Source organism: Polystyrenella longa, assembly GCF_007750395.1.
GTDB classification, from domain to species: domain Bacteria; phylum Planctomycetota; class Planctomycetia; order Planctomycetales; family Planctomycetaceae; genus Polystyrenella; species Polystyrenella longa.
Genome location: NZ_CP036281.1, coordinates 1,903,224 through 1,924,483, shown reverse-complemented (window position 1 = coordinate 1,924,483; position 21,260 = coordinate 1,903,224). Strand labels below are relative to the sequence as shown.

Genomic DNA, 21,260 nt, shown 5'->3' with positions numbered 1-21,260 from the left:
CTCCTCTATTTTACCACTTGCGCCTGGCCAGCGGGACCATAAACTGGCTGGATCCAAGCCTGTTTCTTGTCTCCCGACTGCGAAGGGTTCGCATGGTCGGCGGAAGAAGTCACCTGAACTCGCACATATAAGTCATCCGGTTGGAAAGAGTAATGCGCTTCTGTCCCCGAGACAGAGTGCAATACCGTTCCCAATTCGTCGCTGTATTTGTGAGTGATGTTCGCTTCTTCGCCCTCTTTATTCAATACGGGTTCACTGGTCGTGTCGTAACCATCCCGGGTTCCGATGAATTCGATCGTGTAAGTTTCTCCTTCTACCGGTTCAACTTCAACGGTGACCCCTTCTTCATTACTGACGATTCGGTTCATCGTGACACCTGATGAAGCGTAGAAGTCGCCCTGTTCGATCGCGGTGATCAGCGTGTTCGAATCCAGTTTATCCGCCAGTACCATCACCCATCCCCGGCCTGGTTCGCTTCGTTTGGCGGGCGATGGAATGTGATGATATTCATGTCCATCATCGGTCGCCAAACCATACATGAGCGGAAGTTTCAATTCCGTAATTCGACGCGTCAGAATGATGTCCCACATTCTTTCTGTGGAAGCATGTACTTCATCGCCATTGTTCCGCACACCCGGATGACCATTGTAGACTTCGAAAAAGTTCTCTCCAATAACTCGCATCAGGTCTTCCGCTGTGACGCCGTAATGGAAGTTAGGATGGTTCAGGTGAATCATCATCGCCTGTCCTGTCCGTTCCCGCTGAGAGGCGGCTGCATTCACATTATTCTGCATCGTGTCAAAAATTGACTTCCCCTTCATCGGAGGAATCATTTCTTTCACATTGGAAACATTCATATGAATAGGTGAGTTCTTGTAACCATCAGTGACCTCTTCCCCTTTTACCATCAGGAAAGAACCCTCTTCATTCAGCAGCTCAGAAAACTCGTCGAACTTTTTCAGTTTGACTTCCAGTATGTCATCGACTTTTCGTTGCTCAATCCAGTCTTGGGGAAATTGTTTCTGCAGCTTCGCGAAGGCTTCCATCCCACCCTTGCTCATCTCAACATCAATCCAGCGATCAATGGTCGCCAGGACATTGTGGTCGGAAAGTGTTAGGAAGTTATACCCCTGTTCTTTGTACCAGAGCCCAATCATCTCCGGGTATTCATCTCCATCAGACCAGAGAGAATGGGCGTGTAAGTTGCCTTTAAACCACTGTTTTCCATTCTTCGCTTCCAGGTCTCCCGCTTGGAGTCCCGAGAGTGTGAAGGTGACATTGAACATGGCAACGAGAGCAAGAGTAAGAACAGTGATGCGCATGGGAAGAACCTGTCAGGAAATCGTACGAAGAATAGAATATGTCAATAAAAGCGGAATATCTATCATCGACCATTATGCATGCAAAGGCAAATGCGTCGTTGAAGTTTGGATGAAATTAAAGGTCACAAAAAAAGCCGGCAGAGCGAGTCAGCTCGCACTCCCGGCCTATGATTTTTATCCTGAACGTCGTTTTAGCCCATCAGCTCGTCAATGACGGTCGAGTCACTCACGAGGTGCGCCGGACGTCCCTGAGGGGTGTAATACATCTTGTCAGGATCGATACCCAACTTGCTGTAGATGGTCGATACAAGATTCTCGGGAGAGAGAACTCGTTCAACGGCAGAGAAACCTTTTCGGTCAGTCGCACCAACGACTTGGCCTCCAGGAGTACCGCCGCCCGCCATCAGTACAGACATGGCGTTCGCCCAGTGGTCACGTCCAGGAGTTGTTTGACCAGCGAGCGTAGAAATCTTAGGAGTACGGCCAAACTCGCCCATGGCAATAACCAAAGTTGAATCAAGCAGCCCTCGTTCTTCGAGGTCGCTGATCAAGGTCCACACAGTCTGGTCCCATTGCGGTAAACGCTTATTACAGGCGTCGAAGATGTTAGAATGATGATCCCAACCACCATCATAGACTGTCACGAAAGGCACGCCCGCTTCAACCAGTCGACGGGATAGCAGGCAGCGTTGTCCGAATCCGTTGCGAACATAACGATCGCGGACTTCGTCTGATTCTTTGGAGATATCAAACGCTTTCTGAGCTTCGGGGGAAGTCACCAGGCTGTAACCCTGTTTGTAATATTCATCGAGACCCAGAATAGGATCGCCTGCAACCTGATTTTCAAATCGTTTCATCTTATCGACGAGTCGACGCAGGTCAGTTCGTTTATGAAAACGATCGTCGGTCAATTCGCGTGGAATGGCGACATCACGAACACGGAAGTTATCTTTGTTTGGATCGTCACCCACAACAAAGGGAGCATATTTGGCTCCCAGGAAGTTCGGGCCACCCGAACGAGCCATGCTGGGCATACTGAAGTAGGGAGGAAGACCATTGTCTTTACCCAACTCATATGCGGCAACGGACCCCATGCTGGGATGGAAGCTGACGAACGCTCCACAACCTACAGGAATTCGGGGAGGAGCCCCAGTCGTCATGTAGTGATTACCAGCACCATGGTTGCCCTGATTATGCCTGATCGAGCGAATCATGGAAAACTTGTCGAGGTTCTGCGCCAGGTTTCTCATGTTCTCAGAAAACTGAACACCCGGAATAGCGGTGTCGATCGCGCTCAGGTCACCCCGGTACTCGGAGGGGGCTTCGGGTTTGGGATCGAACGTCTCAAAGTGAGTCGGACCACCATCCATCCAGATCAGAATACAGTTGGTCGCTTTTCCAGAAGGCGCAGTACCTGAAGGGGAAGCTTCTGCACGGCTCTGTAAAGCGCCGGTGAGTGTTCCGCCTAATAAGCCACCAATACCAAGTTTCAAGCAGTCGCGGCGGGTTGTTCCCTCGCAATTTCGAGTGACAGCCATGAGTAACCCCGTCGTTAACGATGCTCCATGAGGAATGGAGCAATACGTCTCTTATGAAGGTAGGAAAAACAGATGCGTCGGTGAACTGGGTATGCCACCGGGACCGCATCAGGTTCAGGATGTCAGCAAGATCGTCGAGATTGGTGCTGACAACTTCTTATCGTTGGGTAGATGTATTTTGAGGATATGTCTGCAGGAGATCAATTCCCTTCAGCAGATCAATCAATGAAATCTACTGTATGTCATATCGACACAAAGACATATGACTCTCAAAGATAACCGACAAAAGGTCAAATCGCAAGCATTTTCTGACTCTCTATCTTGTTTCCTGAGAGGAACATACGCTGTGAAAAACTAGTAATAATTCTATCGCCGGCTTGTTCTACCGGCTTGACTGTGGCAGTATGGAATTCCCACAGATCGATTAATCCCCCCTATTTCATCCAACCTGAAGAGCCGGAATTACTTGCTCAGGTTGCCGTTTCCGCTCACTGCAGCCTTCTTCCTGCACCTTTATTTTGCGCGAGGAACTCTATGTATTTCTGTGTATCCAAAAATATTCCACTCGCATGCTTCTCTTTGCTGGTGACGATTTTCGCCGGACTAGTGAACAATCACACTCTGTCCGCAGATGAAAAAACATTGGAAGTCAGTACGCCCATGACACCTCCAACCTGGGCTGTACTGGAACGGGAACTACTGGATCAACAACTCATCGCCTGTCGAGAGTTCTACAGCCGATATTTCGATTCTCGGGGATTTCTCGAATGCGTGGAGCGCTGGGGAGGGGATGACGGACCGGACGACGCGATCGAAAACGTGAACGACTGGCCAATTCTGCATGCGTTGGGTGCGGACGAAGAAATCCTGACGATGTACAAAACAGCGTGGGAAGGTCATCTGCGACAGTACACGCTGGCGAAGACAATCGATGTGCCCTTCGCACGGGACGGGATGTACTACAAAGAATTCCCAGTGATGTTCGACTGGGTTCATAATGGCGAAGGATTAACTGTTTTTGACCTGCAAGGATTGGGAGATCCCGATGACGCGAAGTTTCAGCAGCGAGTCAAACGGTTTGCCGGTTTCTATATGAACGAGGATCCGAGCGCACCGAATTATGATCCAGAGCACAAAATCATTCGCTCTTTATTCAATGGTTCCCGTGGCCCCCTGCTTCGCAAAGCGACGGCGCTCGATTGGACGGGCGATCCGATTGAAGTCAAAGACCGATTTCTACCGCGTCATGGTGAAGAAAACTACGAGCAGATGCTGGCTCACTTTGAAGAATACAACGACATCATCGGCGATCATCCTCAGAACATGGGAGCCACGTCACTCGCTTTTAACGCCTATGCGTTAACGGGTGACGCAAAATACAAAGAATGGCTACTCGAATACGTCGATGCCTGGTTGGACCGAACCTATGAAAACGGCGGTGTGATTCCAACGAACATTGGCCTCGATGGAAAAATCGGCGGCGCTACGGATGGCAAATGGTATGGCGGAGTTTACGGTTGGGGATTTACTGTTACCGTTCCCCAAACAGGTGAGAAAGCAGATCGTAATACGCACGCACTTGGTATCACCGGCTTTGCAAACGCCTACATGCTGACAGGCGATCCCAAATACGTGGAAGTCTGGCGGAACATGATCAAGGTGATCAACTCGAACGCCAAAGTTATTGATCGCCAAACACAGTACCCACGAATGTACGGCGACAATGGTTGGTACACATTCTATCCAACACCTTACCAATCGGGTGCGTTGGATATTTACTACTGGTCCTTGGATGAAGCAGACAAAGCTCTGGTAGAAGGGAATGGCTGGATTAACTATCTCTCTGGAAACGATCCGGAATATCCCACACGGGCTTTGCAGGCCGACTTTTCAGCATTACGCACCAAGATGGAAGGGATGCGAAATGACCCAACCACTCCCGACACGCGTTTATCCGACGACCCGATGCCGTACAACCCGGCCATCGTAGGTAACATGATCAACCTGATGCTGGGTGGAATTCACCCGGGCCATAAAGGGGCACCGCTGCATTGCCGTGTGCGGTACTTTGATCCTATGGAACATCGAGCCGGACTACCGAAAGATGTCGCGGCACTGGTGACCAAACTGGAGAAAGATTCCACTGAACTAACATTAGTAAACTTAAACCAGACAGAAGCCCGGACGGTTGTCGTACAAGGTGGTGCTTACGGCGAACACCAGTTCGGCAAAGTGACAACTCCCGCGAATGGAACGCTGGATGCGCAGAATTCTCATTTCACCATCCGGTTGGAACCAGGTTCCGGCACGACGATGACGATCCAGACTCAGCGGTATCAGAACACGCCTAAACTAAAAATGCCAGTCCTGCGTTAATCAAAGGCTGAGATTGAATCAGGCAACAATCGAGCCAAGCAACGTATGTTATACCTCTCCCGTCGCATCTTCATTCTCAGAAGATGTCGTATCGGAGCTGACTGAATTAGGATCTGTGGCATTAGGAGCGAAGCCGCGTCGCATCGTATTTTCGGTCACATTGATTGGAATCAGGAACTGATGCAGGTAATCAGGTCCGCCGGCTTTGGTACCAATACCCGACATGCGGAAACCACCAAACGGTTGACGATCAACGAGTGCCCCGGTGATGCCCCGGTTCAGATACAGGTTGCCGCAGATCATTTTCAGGCGGGCCTGCTGCAGATTCTTGGGAGACCGACTGTACATGCCGCCGGTCAATGCGTAATCCGTGTTGTTGGCAATCTCAAAGGCTTCATTTAGTTTCTGCACTTTGAACACAACCAACACAGGTCCGAATATTTCCTCCTGGGCGAGACGTGATTCAGAAGCGACATTCTCGATGATGTGCGGCCCGACGTAGTATCCTTCGCCTTCGAGTTCACTGACATCGGTCGCCAGGACAACATCGCCCTCTTCATAGGCGAGTTCAATGTATTCGTTAATGCGATCGAGTGCGGCCTTATCAATCACGGGACCGACTGTTGTTGCCGGATGTTCTGCAGCGCCGACGACCAGGCTTCCTGCCGCCTCGACAAGTCGTTCCAGGAATTGATCGTAAACATCTTCCATCACGATCACACGGGAACAGGCCGAACATTTTTGTCCCGCATAACTGAAGGCACTCTGAACGACGCCCTGCACTGCTTCATCGAGATCAGCATCGGCGTCGACAATAATGGCGTTCTTGCCACCCATTTCCGCAATGATTTTACGTACCGAATGCTGTCGTTGATCGGTATCGGAGGCACTCCGGTTAATTTCCAATCCGACCGGACGAGAACCAGTGAAGGTCACCATATCGACGTCCGGGCTGTTCACCAGCACGGGGCCAATGTCTTCACCGTTTCCGGGTAGATAGTTCACCACTCCGCTGGGAATGCCGGCGTTACTGAAGATTTCCATCAGTTTCGCCGCGATGACCGAGGACTGCTCGGCCGGCTTCATGATCACGGTATTCCCGGACACCAAAGCAGCGACAGTCATCCCGGTCAGGATTGCCAGTGGGAAATTCCATGGAGAAATAACCACGACGACACCACGAGCGCGATAATAATAGGAGTTCTCTTCGCCGGGAACATCTCGATGACGGGGTTCGCCCAGGAACCTCATTTGCTCGGCGTAGTAGTTACAGAAATCAATTGCCTCTGCGACGTCGGCATCTGCTTCCACCCATGGTTTTCCACATTCGTATACCATCCACGCTGCCAATTCGAAACGGCGATCCCGCATCTCGTTGGCGATCAGCTCCAGATATTCAGAGCGATACTTGGCCTCAATCCCAGACCACTCCTTGAACGCCCGTCGTGCGGCGTCGATCGCTTCTTCAGCCTGATCTGGCGTGGCGGAGGCGACGCGTCCTACAATCTGACTACTATTGGATGGATTGCGAGACAGCAGCATCTCGTGAGGTTCCTGAATACGCCCGTTGATAACCACCGGGTATTCTTCGCCCATATAATTGCTGATATCTTCCAGTGCCGCTTCCATCTGTTCGCGAACTTCTTCCAAACTGAAATCGGAGAAAGGTTCGTTCTGAAAGACGGGAACAAATTCTTCGGGTGGCGTCATTGTTTTTCCCACTTCGGTCGGATTCATGAACAAACTTTCTACATCAATATTTTCACGCAGACTCTGCCGCAGAAAAGAATCGTTTGATGTATTTTCGAGCAGGCGACGGACAAGGTAAGACATCCCGGGCAGCAACTCCCCGAAGGGAGCATAAATACGAACACGATGGTTCTGCTCGATCAGAATCTGACCGATTTCTCCCGCCATACCGTAGAGCATCTGGAATTCGTAGGCTGTTTTGGGAATCTCTCGTGCTTCAGCCATCGCGATAATATTCGCGATGCTGCGCATGTTGTGCGTTCCGAACTGCGGTCGCAACCAGTCGCGGTGTTCCAACAGATAACCGGAGAGCTTTTCGAAATTCGCGTCCGATTCCCACTTCATCAGGAAGACAGGAATGGGCCAACCATGAGCTTCGGCGTGTATTTTTTCGTAGTCCCAGTAGGCGCCTTTAACCAGACGAATCGCCACGGGAGTTCCTCGTTCTTTGACCCACTCCAAGAGGTCCTCAAGATCTTCCTCGGCATCCCGTAGATAGGCCTGAATCACGATTCCAACCTGATCCATCTGTCGGAACTCGTCTTCCATCAGGACTTCTTTAAAGATTGCTAATGTCAAATCTTTGCAGAAGTAACTCTCCATATCGATATGGATGTACGCGTCTTTCTCCTGTGCGGCCTGCAGAACAGGGCGTAATCGTTCTTTAACCGCTTCTGCCGTTCCTTCGGTATCAGCAGGTTGAAACTGGCTGTACAGAGATGACAGCTTGAGGGAGAGCTGAATTCGGGGAACTTCGCCTAGATTATCGTGGTCGACCTGGCTCACTGTCGGCCAGCTTCCCGCATCTTCGGCCACTTCATTCAGCAAGGTGAGGTACGCGTTCTGATAGTTGTCCGCTTCACTTTCACTGATAACCGCTTCACCGAGGAGATCGAGAATACAGCCAAATCCCGATTCGCGAAGGCGTTCAACCGACTCAAGAACTTCCACGCTGTTGGTCCCGGCGATAAACCGTTTGGCCATGCTGGTGGCATTGGTACGAGCATTGTAGGCCAGTGCCCGGCTGAGCAGGGAATTCGACGATGCCGAATCCGTCATCAGTCGCATGGCCCAAGGTAGATGCTGCCGAACCTCTTCAAAGTATTCCTGAAGATGACGAGTAATAGAATCGTGACTTCGCAGCATGGGCAGTACGTCCACAAAGCGGAACATCTGCACTTTGACTGACTCGTCCGACATTGCCCAGGAGAGGATACGATCATCCCACCAGCGCCGCTCAAAGATGGAGGGCGTACTCCGTTCCAGGTGGTCCCACAGCTCGTGACCAATCTGCTGTGTCCGATCTTCCAGCGCGTCTGGGCTGTCTGGCTCCTGTGTGACAGTTTTATTGGTACTCAAGGTTTACCTTCGATACTCAAAATGCAGCTTGGGAACGCGCGAAAAAAGTGACGTGCGGGGGTGCTGCAACAAAAATCCATTCCGGAAGAATCAAAGTCGGCAAGCATAATGAACGGACCGCCTGTTTCACAATGGAGGACACCCGTTATTCCCATTATAGGCAGGAAGGGCTCCATACCCTCCCCTTTTTCCGACATGCCCTCATCCTGAGGGACAACCTTTAAGTCGTATATTCTGAATTCAGTCGAACATATTCCTGTGTCAAATCGCTGGTCCAGAAACGAACGTGTTCATCTCCCAGATTCATTTGCAGCTCGATATGCACGTCCCGGTGGTTGCGTATTTCGTTGGATAGGGCAGATTCATCGTATTCCACGGGCATCCCCGCTTCGTAGATTTTCGTTCCGTTCAGGAATAAGGACACACTCTTCTCGTCAAAATCAACTTTCGCGTAACCTGCTGCTGAAACGATTCGTCCCCAGTTAGGGTCCGCTCCGGCGATCGCCGTCTTGACGAGGGCCGATTCAGAAATTTCTTTCGCAATCAGGAAGGCTTCATCCCGCGTTCGCAGGCCTGTCACATCGACCGTCACGAAGTGGTCTGCTCCTTCTGCATCTCGAATGATGGCGGTCGACAGTTCCCGTGCAACTTCATTGAGGGTTAGCTGGAACAGGTCTTGTTCGTCCTCAGTCACGATCGTGGCTCCCGACTTCCCGTTGGCAAACAAAAGTACGGTGTCACTGGTGCTCGTATGCCCATCCACGCTGATGCAATTGAACGAACGATCAACCGCATGCCGCAACATCATGTCTGTTTCCTGCTCATTAAGAGTCAGATCGGTCATGATAACTGCCAGCATGGTCGCCATATTGGGGGCTATCATCGCCGCCCCTTTTGCGACGCCGGTCACCGTCACCTGTTTTCCACCGATTTCTATCTGGCGAGAAAGTAGTTTGGGGAACGTATCCGTGGTCATCATGCCTCGGGCCGCTTGCTCCAGAGCTGCTTCCGTCGACGCAAGTTGAGCCACTACTTGGGGGACCCCCTTTTCGATCACCGGTTTTGGAAGAAAGTGACCAATAATCCCAGTTGAACACACGAGCACCTGTTGAGGCTCACAGTTCAATTGACTCGCCACTTGCGCCGTCATCCACTGGGCATCTTCCAAACCCCGCGAGCCAGTACAGGCATTTGCATTGCCCGAATTAATGACGACCCCGCGAGCAGCCGACTGGGTAACACGTTCGCGTGAGACAACAACAGGGGCTCCACAGACCTTATTCTGAGTAAAGACACCGGCCACTACCGCGGGAACCTCGGAAACAAAGAGCGACAGGTCGTTCTTCTCTTTGTTCGATTTAATCCCACAATGCAAACCGGCCGACAGAAAACCACCCGGAAGTTGAGCTGACACAATGGACTCCGTTTTGAATTATTGAAAAAATCAGAAACCACTATCAACGCGAAAACATAAAAGGAAGGGGTCCCTCCCTAGTGGTGAATAAGCGTGGATAACGAAGGTAGAAAATGAAAATCACATTTTGAGTGTATCAAAACCCGCAAATTAAATTCTCTACACTTTGGTGAAACGCAGATTGTTCCTGCATCCTAAACAACCTGTATATCAGACAATCAACTGTAGATCAGACGATCAACTGTAGATCAGACGATCAACTGTAGATCAGACGATCAATGCGGTCGTTTCATCAAAACCATACATCAAATTGAAGTTCTGCACGGCGACACCCGCGGCCCCTTTAATCAGGTTATCGATGCAGACAAGAATAATCACGGTCCCCCGAGTCACTCTCACTGTGATATCACAGTAATTTGTCCCACTGACATCTTTTGTACCTGGCAGATGATCGACAACACGGACGAAGGGAGCATCTTTGTAGAAATCTCGCATGACATTCAGGAGTTCGTCTTCAGTCACTTCGCGTGTGGGTTTCGCGTAGATCGTAGCGTGAATGCCGCGATCCATCGGCATCAGGTGTGGGGTAAAGACCACTTCCACCGGTTGACCACTTTTCTGCGACAGGACCTGATCGATTTCCGGCGTGTGTCGGTGACTTCCCACTGAGTATGCCGAAACCGATTCATTACATTCGGCGAACAGAGTCGTCAGCTTGGGAGCACGCCCTGCCCCTGAAGCGCCACTTTTGGCGTCGATATGAATTCCTCTCGGTTCGATATCAGCATGACAGAGCAGCGGTGCCAGTCCCAGAATCGAAGCGCTGGTGTAACATCCCGGATTGGCGATCAATTCCGCCTCTCGAATTCCTTCTTTCCAGATTTCAGGGAGTCCATAGATCGTCGTACCCAGTCGAGTCGGATCGGTATGCACGTGTCCGTACCACTCTTCATAAACACCCGGATCGGACAGGCGATAATCGGCACTTAAATCGACGACCCGACAGCCAGAGGCAAGAACATCGGGAATGACCGACATGCTGGCGGCGTGTGGTAACGCACAGAAGACGCAGTCTACTCGAGAGACAAGCTCTTCCGTTGTCAGATTTTCGCAGCGCAGATCAAGACGACCGTGCAACGAAGGATGAATCGCCTGAATATGGGGCGTATCTTCCTGACGGGTCGTCAATGCAGTAATTTTGACTTCCGGATGCCGCAGCAGGATTTTAATCAGTTCCAGAGCCGTATAACCGGTGGCTCCCAAGATACCCACATTCACCATTGATCTGCTTCTCACCTGAGCGAAATCGCCCGTCATAGAACCTATCCTGAACCCGGCCAGACTACTCCATCACCTTGATTTCAAGGCTGAGTGAGTCGCACCAAAGGGGTTTCAGGACCGTTTATAGTAATCAAACACAATAAAAACATCCTGATTCGACTTCTATGATCGAATCAGGAATCGTCATTACAATATTCATCATTGTAAGCCATTTGAACCCAATAGTCACCCGCACAAGACTCGAATCCGTCGGTTCGGAAGGGTGTCTCTCACAACAGGGACGCCAGACAATTTGCAATGTTGTGTATTTGCCATGTTGTGTATTTAAAGTCGATGGGTGCAATTCGTTCGCTATTGGAATAAACTCAGAATGAAGTCTCTTCCAGCACATCCTCTCTCTCAACTTCGTCAACTTACTCGAGCGGAATCTGACGTCATGCGCAAGCCCTCCCCTCACCTCTGGACGCTGATCCTGCTAATCGGTTCGACACTTTTTATCGGTTCTCGCCTCTTCAGTGAGGACGTCGCCCCTCCCGAAGAGGCTTTCGAGGCAGAAATCCACCAGCGGCCCGACAGCCCCCAGCCCGCATTTCCCCAAATCGCAGAGGGGGAAAACACCGGAACATTAAAGCTTCAGGTGCTGGATTCCCGCACGGGGGAACCCCTGCTTTGCCGCGTGAATGTGATCGGTGCGGATGACCAATACTACGAACCGAGCGATTCCACTCTCAAACCGTACAGTTTGCATCGACTGGGTAACCGCAAAGAGAAAGGCCCCTTTCGATATTACGGATGGTTCTTTTACAGTCGTGGTACAGAAGCGATCTCTTTACCAGCGGGAAAAACTCGTATCGAAGTGTGCAAAGGTTTTGAATACCAGCCAACCGCTTTGACAGTGGAAATCCAGCCCGGCCAGACCTATCAGGCAGAAATACGGCTCTCGCGTAAACTGAATATGGCCCAGCGGGGTTGGTACTCGGGTGACCCACATATTCACCTCGATCGAAAAACAGATGAACAGGACGACATCATTTTTGACCTGCTTGAAGCGGAAGACATTAAATACGGGCAGATTCTCTGCTTTGGCGACATCAATAAATACCAGCCCACCATGACAACGCAGCTCACCCCGCAGATGCGTGGCATGGGCGAGGAATCGATCCGCACGCGCAAGGACTACTCGATCATTTCCGGACAGGAATACCGCTGCAAGACGTATGGTCACATTCTATTACTCGGTGCACGTCGTTTGGTCGATGCCGATGGCCCCACAACCGACCCGAACAACTGGCCCCTGTTTGGAATGGTGGCCGACGAAACCCATGCCTTGGGCGGGCAGGCTGTGCATGCTCATGGAGGGTACGAACGGGAGATATACGCTGATTTCGCCCAGGAAGCGACCGACGGAGTCGAATTGCTCCAGTTTGCCGTTTATCGTGGTATCGGTTTGGAAGGCTGGTACCATATATTGAATGCCGGTTACCGCTTTCCGGCACTGGGCGCCAGCGATTACCCCTTTTGTCGCGCGTTAGGCGATTGTCGAACCTATGCGTGGATCGATACTCCAACAGCTACCCGTGACAATTCTCCCTCGATCACTGAGTGGAACGATTCAGTTCGAGCAGGAAAGACCTTTTTCACTACGGGCCCTCTGGTCGAATTCTCTGTGAATGGCAAACGTCCGGGTGAAGAAGTCGCGATCACGACGAGCGGAACTACTCCCAACACCGTACGCGTCCGCGTTAAAGGAATGTCACTCCTCTCTCCTGTCGAGGAACTGCAACTGATTCATCAGGGCAAGGTCGTCCAGACGAAACGACTAATTGGTACAGAACGGACAGGGCAATTCCACTGGGATGTCGAACTGCCAGTCGAACAGACTTCCTGGATCGCATTCCGAGCTTGGGGAAAAAGTGTTTCGGAACGAGAAAACACTGAATTGCACACCAATCCAGTCTACGTCGTCGTAGACGAAGCTCCTTATGCCTCCCCCGCCAGCCTGAAATGGTTGATCGGGAAAGTCACCGAGCAATACGAGGAACAGGCCGCTCGAGAATTCCCTCAACGGGAGCAAGTTCTCAAATATTTCGAGAAAAGCCGATCACTTCTCGAACAGCGATTGGAGAAATATGAAGGCGAAGCTGAATAGGCGAAGGTTTTCAAACTCGACGAAAAGCCCCCCAAAAGGCGACTCTACCCGGCAGAATTTGCATGTCCGTCCGGTTGAGCACCCTGCAAAACGAGAGTTCTCCGTCAAAATCGAGGAGTAGACTTTGAAATTTGGGGACGAAACGATCAAAATAGCCCCCCCCCGATCCGGAATGCGGCACACGGCATTATGTTGGTTTTGTTTGATCCGATCGGGAAGCAATCTCTCCAACAGGATGATCCCAAAATCATCCTTTCACCATCCAGATGCTCTCCAACGCCCCACCGGAATCGAGATTCCGCCGGCGAATGAACTCTCGATCACAACATTTGAGGAATTACCATGGCCGACGTGTCCAAACTTGCTGCTGATGCACTCTCTGAAGGAGACGGTATCCTGCGTCTCGCTCCCAACTGGGTTCCGCGTTCCTTCCTGCAACCGGGTCGACGACTCAAACTGCACCCCGCTGACTACTACGCTTTGGGCATGCACCGTGGCGGGATCGATGAACGCTGGTTCGCTTCCACGACTCCTGCCGCCAACGAAGGGGCTCCCCCTGAAGAAGGCCTGAGCTATGTCACCTTTAATGGCGAAAAGTTCACCCTCCGCGACGCCGTCGCTGAACTCGGTTCCGATCTGATAGGAGACGACATCTGGAACACGTACAAGAAATGGCCGGTCTACTCCAAGTTCTTCGATAACATGGGCCCCATTCCGCATCACATGCACCAGAACGAAGAACAGGCGAAGCTGGTAGGCCAGGAAGGGAAACCGGAATCGTATTACTTCCCACCTCAGATGAATGCCATTGGCAACAACTTCCCCTACACCTTCATGGGATTGGAGCCCGGCACCTCGAAGCAGGACGTCATTGACTGCCTCGATCGCTGGAACGATGGAGACAATGGAATCCTCGATCTCTCCAAAGCCTACCGCCTGAAACCAGGTACTGGCTGGTTGATCCCCCCTTGCGTGCTGCACGCACCGGGCTCACTGGTGACTTACGAACCTCAATGGGGTAGCGATGTCTTTGGCATGTATCAGTCGCTGGTCGAAGGACGCGAAGTACCTCGATCGCTGCTGACAAAAGACTTCCCTGAAGATAAACACGACGATAACGAGTATCTTGTCGAAGCACTCGACTGGGAGAAAAACGTCGATCCCAACTTTAAAGCGAATAACTACCTGGAACCCATTCCCGTCGCGGACACCGCCGCCGAAGGGTATGTCGATCGCTGGATTGTGTACGGTAAAGTGAACGGAAAACAACTTTTCACCGCCAAAGAATTGACCGTCGACCCCGGCGCAAGCTGTGTCATTAAAGATGGTGGTGCTTACGGTTGGATCACCGTCCAGGGTGAAGGTTCCATTGGAAAGCTGCGTTTACAAACACCTGCCATGATTCGCTTCGGCCAGATGACCGAAGACGAAGTCTTTGTCACTGCCAAGACTGCCCAGGGCGGAGTGAAGGTAACCAACACGGGTTCCGAGCCGCTGGTATCGCTCCGTTACTTCGGACCGAACGCCCAACCCGACGCTCCCAACGTCGGTGACCACACGAAACAGAAGTAACTCTTCTGACGACACCTGACAGCCCCGGTTGCTCGCAATCGGGGCTGTTTTTTCGTTAAGATATTCGGGAACTAAGATAGTTACGAAACATACGAAATAGTGCTGAGATAGATATCCACTGTCCGAAGTGATCTTGGCAGTTTCATAGAATCATGATTCTCTTACAACACGAAGACACAAAGTCACGAAGGGTCATCTGGAATTCATAAGCTGGTGACGCTCGATAACCGCATAGTGAGAGTAGCGTTTTTTGTAGTAAGGCTGAGATTCACTTGGTTCTCTTATTCAATTCCTTGTGCCTTCGTCTCTTGGTGTTAAAAAGAAATCGTCTTTCTTACTCAAGATAAGAAATCCGTCATCCTTAATTGATGCATCCAAGAGTTTTCGTTTATTTCGAGTCTACCGTTGTTCCCTAATAACACTGATATTCACATCTTCAAATAATCCCTCGTGGAAGGATCGACTTGATGAGCCATCCCCATAACTTTCCGAAATTACACAATGCGTCCTGGCCCGGTGTTGTCGGCAAAGGTCCCGATTCGGAACCTCCCATTGATCTCGACACCATGCTCGACCTGACTGCCGCCGCAGAGGTTGATGGAGTCAAGTTCGACGGAACCGACGTTTTTCTGTTTGATCCCCATGTGAATGTTGACTCCTCCGATGACGATCTGAAAGCGCTGACCGAAAAAGCAGCCGCTCGCAACCTGAAACTCGGTTCTCTCGTCGCTCCCGTTTGGGAACCAACCGGTGGTGGGTCAGCGATGGGCAGTGATGCCGAAGTGGAAAGCTTTCTCACTCAGGTTAAGAAGGCTTGCGAAATCGGTCAGAAATTACGCGAAGCCGGAATTCGCCCCTATGGTGGTATTCGCATCGACTCTGCCGTTGGACCAGGCGCGTGGATCGAAAACCCGGAAGAGAACCAGAAGAAAATCGCCGCCACGTTTAACAAAGCATGCGACATCGCCGAAGCCCACGGGGAAGTTCTCGTTGCGGAAGGAGAAATCTGTTGGGCCGGTATGCACAGTTGGAAGCGAATGGTTGAGCTTCTGGAGATGGTGAACCGACCCAACGTACTCGGCTTCCAGGCCGACATGGCTCATACTTTTCTGTACCTGATGGGTTACAACGCTCCGGAAGATAGTCTTGTTCCTGCAGACTTCGATTTCAAAGATGAAGCTGCCTTTGACGAGGCCTACACCAAACTGACTGACGCACTGCGTCCCTGGACACTCGACTTCCATGTCGCCCAGAATGACGGAACCGTCTTTGGTTCGGGTTCACACGACAAAACAGGTCGTCATTGCCTCCCGGACGATCCGAATGGCAAACTCGATATCGTGAAACGGGCTGGTTACTGGCTCCGTGGCAAAGATGGTGAACCAACGAAGAAGTTCAAGCACATCTGCTGGGACGGTTGTATGTTCTCCAACGAAACGATGATGAAACCAGAAACCTGGAACAGCATTCTTACCTCAATGGTCGCCGTTCGCGATGCCCACGGTTGGACTGAATAGTTGGACCGGATAGGCGCCTGACCTGAACAACCCCATTCACACATACATCTAAAGATTTCAGCCTGAAGAGGAATATCCGTTATGACAAAACCACTGAACATCGGACTGATTGGCTACGGCTTCATGGGCCGAACCCATTCCAACGCCTATCGCCAAGTGAGCAAATTCTTCGATCTCGGATACGAACCGGTCCTCAAAGCCTGTTGTGCCCGGAACGAAGAAAAGATCAAAGAATTCGCCGCCAACTGGGGTTGGGAATCCTACGAGACCGACTGGAAAAAACTGGTGGAACGGGATGACATCGACGTGATCGATATTGGTTCCCCAAACAACACGCACTACGAGATTGCTCTGGCCGCCGCTAAAGCAGGCAAGATGGTCATCTGCGAAAAACCGCTGGCGATGAATGTCAAAGAAGCGGAAGAGATGACTGCCGCTGTAGAAGAGGCGGGCGTCGCCAACATGGTCTGGTACAACTACCGCCGCGTTCCTGCGATTACTCTGGCGAAACAACTTGTCGACGAAGGCCGTGTCGGACGTCCATTCCACTATCGGGCGACCTATCTACAGGACTGGACCATCGCCGAAGACGTCCCCCAGGGGGGAGCGACTTTGTGGCGACTCGACGCTGCCGTTGCCGGTAGCGGAGTAACTGGGGACCTGCTGGCTCATAGCATCGACACCGCCATCTGGTTGAATGGCCCCATCACTTCGGTGACGGCTGCTACGGAAACCTTCATCAAAGAACGAGAGCATGCAGAAACAGGCGAGATGACCCCCGTGACCATCGACGACGCCTGTATGTTCCTGGCGAGATTCGCGAACGGTTCTCTGGGTACATTCGAATCGACTCGCTACGCACGCGGCCGTAAGAATTTCAACACCTTCGAACTGAATGGTGCAGATGGTTCACTGGCCTTTAATCTCGAAGACCCTCATCTTCTCAGTTACTTCGAATACAAGAACCCGACAAGTGGCCATAAACTGGAAGATCACGTCACTGGTTGGCGCGATATCAACGTGACCAACTTCGAACATCCTTACATGGATAAATGGTGGGTACCGGGTTGCACAATTGGTTACGAACACACCTTTACGAATGCCATCGCTGACTTCATTGCGGGCCTCGACAGTGGCAGCGGGACAGAACCGACATTCCGCTCCGCACTGGAAACTCAGAAAATCTGCGACGCCGTGCTGGAAAGTGCAAAAACTGGCCAATGGGTGGAGATTAAATAGTTCGATACGAATCGAATCACCATAATCTGACCTGAAACCCTCTGCAGGTTCATGTACCTCTTGATTTGCAGCTTCGAATACAACCACAACCAAGTTTCAGGAGGGGTCTACAATTGCCAACCGCAAGTTGATCTGTTACACCTGTAGGAATGACATTTGAATCGCTGAACCTTTGATGAGAATATCCAACCATCCATGTATTAAAGTATGAAGCAGGTTTCTCAGACGCGATGTAATCCATCCGTCATGTTCTGCGAACTAGATAAAGAATCCAACGCCGGTACTGGTCTTCGTGACCTGCCGGCTTTGGTCATTTTAGAGACGAATAAAAACTGTTCATTGAGAACCCATCCTGGGACACAATGCGGGAGGATATTGAATCTGTAACGCCAGATTCAGATCGATCCAGCAGTGGGTTTCAGGATAATTTCTAATAGAGCAGTTTGAGACTAGACTGAATCAGGAGAATCTAATGGAAAGACAACCCATCACCCGCGAGGGATACGACAAAATCAAAAATGAGATCCGGCATTTGGAAGACGTCGAGATGCCGCTCATTGCCGAAAAAATTGCCGAAGCCCGGGCAGAGGGAGACCTCAAAGAAAACACCGAGTACCACGGCCAGCGCGAAGCTCAGGGGATGATGCAGGCTAAAATCAACGTCCTGAAATCTCGTCTTTCCAACTGCTACATCGCTAAAAAAGAAGATATGGCAAAAGGAGTGGTCAACTTCGGTTCAATTGTCACGGTTAAGAACCTGGATGATGGCGAAATCGAAAAGTATGAGTTAGTTGGTCCCGGTGAAGAAGATTACTCCACCGACCCGATGAAGATCCTCACGGGTAGCCCTTTGGCCCAGGGAATGATTCAGAAGAAGGTCGGAGATAAAGTCGAGGTCGACGCACCAATGGGTAAACTCCGTATGGAAATTACGCAAATCGACGACTAAATCGAATTGAGAAACCGGTTCCTCGGTCTGTCCATTACGCCGAGAACCGGCCCCGGAACGCCCCGCTTAATCAGGTTCCGCGGGCTTAAAATGCTTCTTGCACTGGAACCAAGCCCCGCTGACTGCCTAGAATTGATTTGCCACCGTGACTCGAAGGAGCAATTTCGCGAACGCCTTATTCTCAAACATAAATTGACATCCTGACTACGACCAAGGAGCCGTAATGACTCGCTTACCACTTTTGACATGGGTATTGCTGTTCGTGACGGCTCCCTTTTTTGCGCAATCCTTACCGGCAGAAAACTGGCCCCAGTTCCGGGGGCCGGAAGGTAACGGGCATTCCATAGCCACCAATTTGCCTGAAAAATGGTCCGACAGTAACAACGTCGCTTGGAAAATCCCTCTGGCAGGAGAAGGCTGGTCCTCCCCGATAATCTGGGACGGTCGAATCTACCTGACTGCCGCTGTCCCGACAGGCAATGAGCAGAGTCGGGATCGATCACTGCGAACTCTTTGTATCGCTGCTGACACCGGCAAAGAGATTTGGAATATCGAAGTCTTTCGTCAGGGACACGAAGAGTCTTTCAAGATCCATAACAAAAACAGTCATGCCAGTGGTACGCCCCTGACGGACGGAGAACGATTATACGTCCATTTTGGCCCGCAAGGAACGGCCTGCCTCGCCATGGATGGGACGGAAATCTGGCAGAATCGGGAACATTCTTTCGACCCCCAGCATGGCACTGGTGGCTCCCCCATATTGGTTGATGATTTGATCGTCTTCAACTGCGATGGGAATGAAACGGCAGAAGTCGTCGCTCTCGACCGCTTCACAGGCAAGCTCCGCTGGAAAACGTCCCGGCCTGCACACGATCACATGCAGAAATTCGCTTTTTGCACGCCGATCCTGATTGAAGTGGACGGCAAAAAGCAAATCTTCAGCCCCGGAGCTTATGTTGCCGCCGCTTACGCCCCCAAAGATGGACGGGAAATCTGGCGAGTCGACCATCCAGGATTTTCTGTCGTTCCCCGCCCTCTCTATGTTCACAACCATATTTACATGGCGACGAGCTTTTTACAGTCAGAACTGCTGGTAATTGATCCGACGGGCGAAGGGGATGTCACTAAGTCACACATTTCAGGCCGCATTCGTCGTGGTGCCCCGCACACGCCGTCGCCGTTGATCGTCGATGAGAACCTCTACCTGTTCAGCGACGATGGTATCGCGACCTGCTTGGATGCCGTGACCGGCAAGGAATACTGGAAGAAGAGAATCCCGGGGAACTACTCTTCCTCACCTCTATACGCGGAGGGGAAGATTTACATTGCGAATGAAACCGGGTTATGTGTTGTTCTGGAAGAAGGTCGCAAATTTAAAAAGCTGGCTCAGAACCCAATGAAAGAGCGCGTGTTCGCTTCGTTCGCTCCTCTGGACGGAGCGTTGATCATTCGAGGAGAAGAAAACCTGTACCGCATCAACAGCGATGAGTAGCCACAACAACCCGTCAGGGGATCGAGACAGCGCATAACAAAAGGCCCGTGAATCAATCGATTCAGGGCCTTATTGTTTTGTGTTACTGCAGGAAACCTGACGATCTAGGTAATGCCAGGTTCGCTGCTGTTTTGTCACAGTCGAGATTCAGGGTCTTCCGATCAGGATAGCTCTGCGTTTTCTATTAAAGAATTCGACAGAAACAATCCGTGCCCCGAAAGTACCGACTAATTCTCGTAGTGAATTGACGGTACGTGTTGTCCGCCTAATACATTTCCTCGAGTTCCTCGTCGTCAACACCGCCCGGACCGTGATCATAACAATCCGAGTTGTGCCAGAGAGGAAGCCCAGCAGAGTAACGAGCTGCCAGCATCAGAACTTTTTCTTCTGAGCCAGGTTTCGCTTCCGTGGGGATAAGGGGATCAATTCCCAAGGAATTAAAGTCGATCTCTTGAACATCTTCTTCGAATTCGAGACCTTCCTCGAGTTCGAGAGAATTGTTATCGAAATCTTCTACTTCGTCCATAACTCCGATAGAGTCCGACATTACTAAAAGTCTCCAGATCGAAATCTATAACCAAATTGACAATGTGAATTCATTATAACTTTAAAGCCGCACTCTAAACTGTCTGTACTTAAAAGTACGAACCGTAAACGCACCCTGAACCCGAACCGATACCTAACTGGTGGATCAGTACGAAAACTGACCGCATCAGGTGGAAGTATCTCCAATCAAGTCCTGGGAAAGGCTGCTTCAATGCAGCCCAGCTGCATGGTAGGACAAAGCAGATCACTCCAAAGGAAGTGAGGGTGCCTTGTTCATAGAGGCGGGTTCAAATTAGTCTAAAATTTAACCAGATCGGCTAGATTCGGCCCTTTTCACAAGTCGTAAGGCAATTTATGAGGCGAACAGTGTAGAGTCGCCGAAAGGATAACCTGACTTGTGAGAAAATAATCCGACCTTGCTCCTGAGAAAATTCTGAGACAGACTGACTTGAAATTCGTGTTAACGAACAGCCTGATTCTGGTCAGGATCGACTAGAATGTCAAACAAATTTTTTCAAATTTGCTCCATCGTCAGAAATTCCTCATCGCACTGCTTTCTTGCGTCACCAGTTTTATCATATTTCGGCAACTGTCATCAATAACAATTAACTTACTTCGGTTATTAAGCGATTTCTACCAAGGATATTTCCAAACTCGCAAAGCGTTCGGTGCTACCGACTTCACACATCAACACTCACTCATATCTTGATGTTTCATCCAGCTCAGAAATAGCCCCTGCCCCTACACCCTGCAAAAG

13 protein-coding genes are annotated in these 21,260 nt (G+C 50.8%); 7 read left to right on the top strand and 6 right to left on the bottom strand.

Annotated features, from left to right (window positions below; genetic code table 11):
* Positions 1 to 5 precede the first annotated feature (5 nt).
* On the bottom strand, positions 6 to 1,322 hold the full coding sequence (locus Pla110_RS07195; protein ID WP_144994660.1) for a CehA/McbA family metallohydrolase domain-containing protein: 1,317 nt from the start codon (positions 1,320 to 1,322) through the stop codon (positions 6 to 8).
* A 191-nt stretch (positions 1,323 to 1,513) separates the two neighbouring features.
* Positions 1,514 to 2,860: a DUF1501 domain-containing protein gene (locus tag Pla110_RS07190; RefSeq protein WP_144994658.1), complete on the bottom strand. Its 1,347-nt coding sequence runs from the start codon at positions 2,858 to 2,860 to the stop codon at positions 1,514 to 1,516.
* A 534-nt stretch (positions 2,861 to 3,394) separates the two neighbouring features.
* Between Pla110_RS07190 and Pla110_RS07185 the strand changes: the two genes are divergently transcribed.
* Positions 3,395 to 5,236, top strand: a complete 1,842-nt coding sequence (locus Pla110_RS07185) for a hypothetical protein (RefSeq protein ID WP_197440561.1) — start codon at positions 3,395 to 3,397, stop codon at positions 5,234 to 5,236.
* A 48-nt stretch (positions 5,237 to 5,284) separates the two neighbouring features.
* On the opposite strand, the gene pruA is transcribed toward Pla110_RS07185, so the two are convergent.
* The 3 genes from pruA to argC form a co-directional block, all read right to left on the bottom strand.
* Entirely contained in the window at positions 5,285 to 8,344 is a 3,060-nt protein-coding gene (pruA, locus tag Pla110_RS07180) for an L-glutamate gamma-semialdehyde dehydrogenase (protein ID WP_144994656.1), read from the bottom strand.
* 220 nt (positions 8,345 to 8,564) lie between these two features.
* Positions 8,565 to 9,758 carry a bifunctional glutamate N-acetyltransferase/amino-acid acetyltransferase ArgJ gene (gene argJ, locus Pla110_RS07175; protein ID WP_144994655.1) on the bottom strand — a complete coding sequence of 398 codons (1,194 nt, stop codon included), beginning with the start codon at positions 9,756 to 9,758 and terminating at the stop codon, positions 8,565 to 8,567.
* A 267-nt stretch (positions 9,759 to 10,025) separates the two neighbouring features.
* Positions 10,026 to 11,039: an N-acetyl-gamma-glutamyl-phosphate reductase gene (argC, locus tag Pla110_RS07170; protein WP_144999622.1), complete on the bottom strand. Its 1,014-nt coding sequence runs from the start codon at positions 11,037 to 11,039 to the stop codon at positions 10,026 to 10,028.
* 436 nt (positions 11,040 to 11,475) lie between these two features.
* Between argC and Pla110_RS07165 the strand changes: the two genes are divergently transcribed.
* The 6 genes from Pla110_RS07165 (at position 11,476) to Pla110_RS07140 (ending at position 19,957) form a co-directional block, all read left to right on the top strand.
* Positions 11,476 to 13,188, top strand: coding sequence for a CehA/McbA family metallohydrolase (locus tag Pla110_RS07165; RefSeq protein WP_144994653.1), 1,713 nt, complete (start codon positions 11,476 to 11,478; stop codon positions 13,186 to 13,188).
* Between the two features lie 342 nt (positions 13,189 to 13,530).
* Entirely contained in the window at positions 13,531 to 14,760 is a 1,230-nt protein-coding gene (locus Pla110_RS07160; RefSeq protein ID WP_144994651.1) for a hypothetical protein, read from the top strand.
* Between the two features lie 464 nt (positions 14,761 to 15,224).
* Complete coding sequence (locus tag Pla110_RS07155) at positions 15,225 to 16,277, top strand: TIM barrel protein (protein WP_390620483.1); 1,053 nt, start codon at positions 15,225 to 15,227, stop codon at positions 16,275 to 16,277.
* Positions 16,278 to 16,358: 81 nt separating this feature from the next.
* Entirely contained in the window at positions 16,359 to 17,516 is a 1,158-nt protein-coding gene (locus Pla110_RS07150) for a Gfo/Idh/MocA family protein (protein WP_144994647.1), read from the top strand.
* Between the two features lie 472 nt (positions 17,517 to 17,988).
* Positions 17,989 to 18,465 carry a transcription elongation factor GreA gene (gene greA, locus Pla110_RS07145; protein ID WP_144994645.1) on the top strand — a complete coding sequence of 159 codons (477 nt, stop codon included), beginning with the start codon at positions 17,989 to 17,991 and terminating at the stop codon, positions 18,463 to 18,465.
* 223 nt (positions 18,466 to 18,688) lie between these two features.
* Entirely contained in the window at positions 18,689 to 19,957 is a 1,269-nt protein-coding gene (locus Pla110_RS07140) for a PQQ-binding-like beta-propeller repeat protein (protein ID WP_144994643.1), read from the top strand.
* A gap of 265 nt (positions 19,958 to 20,222) precedes the next feature.
* Here the strand turns inward: Pla110_RS07140 and Pla110_RS07135 are convergent, their stop codons facing one another.
* Complete coding sequence (locus tag Pla110_RS07135) at positions 20,223 to 20,504, bottom strand: hypothetical protein (RefSeq protein WP_231742940.1); 282 nt, start codon at positions 20,502 to 20,504, stop codon at positions 20,223 to 20,225.
* Positions 20,505 to 21,260 lie beyond the last annotated feature (756 nt).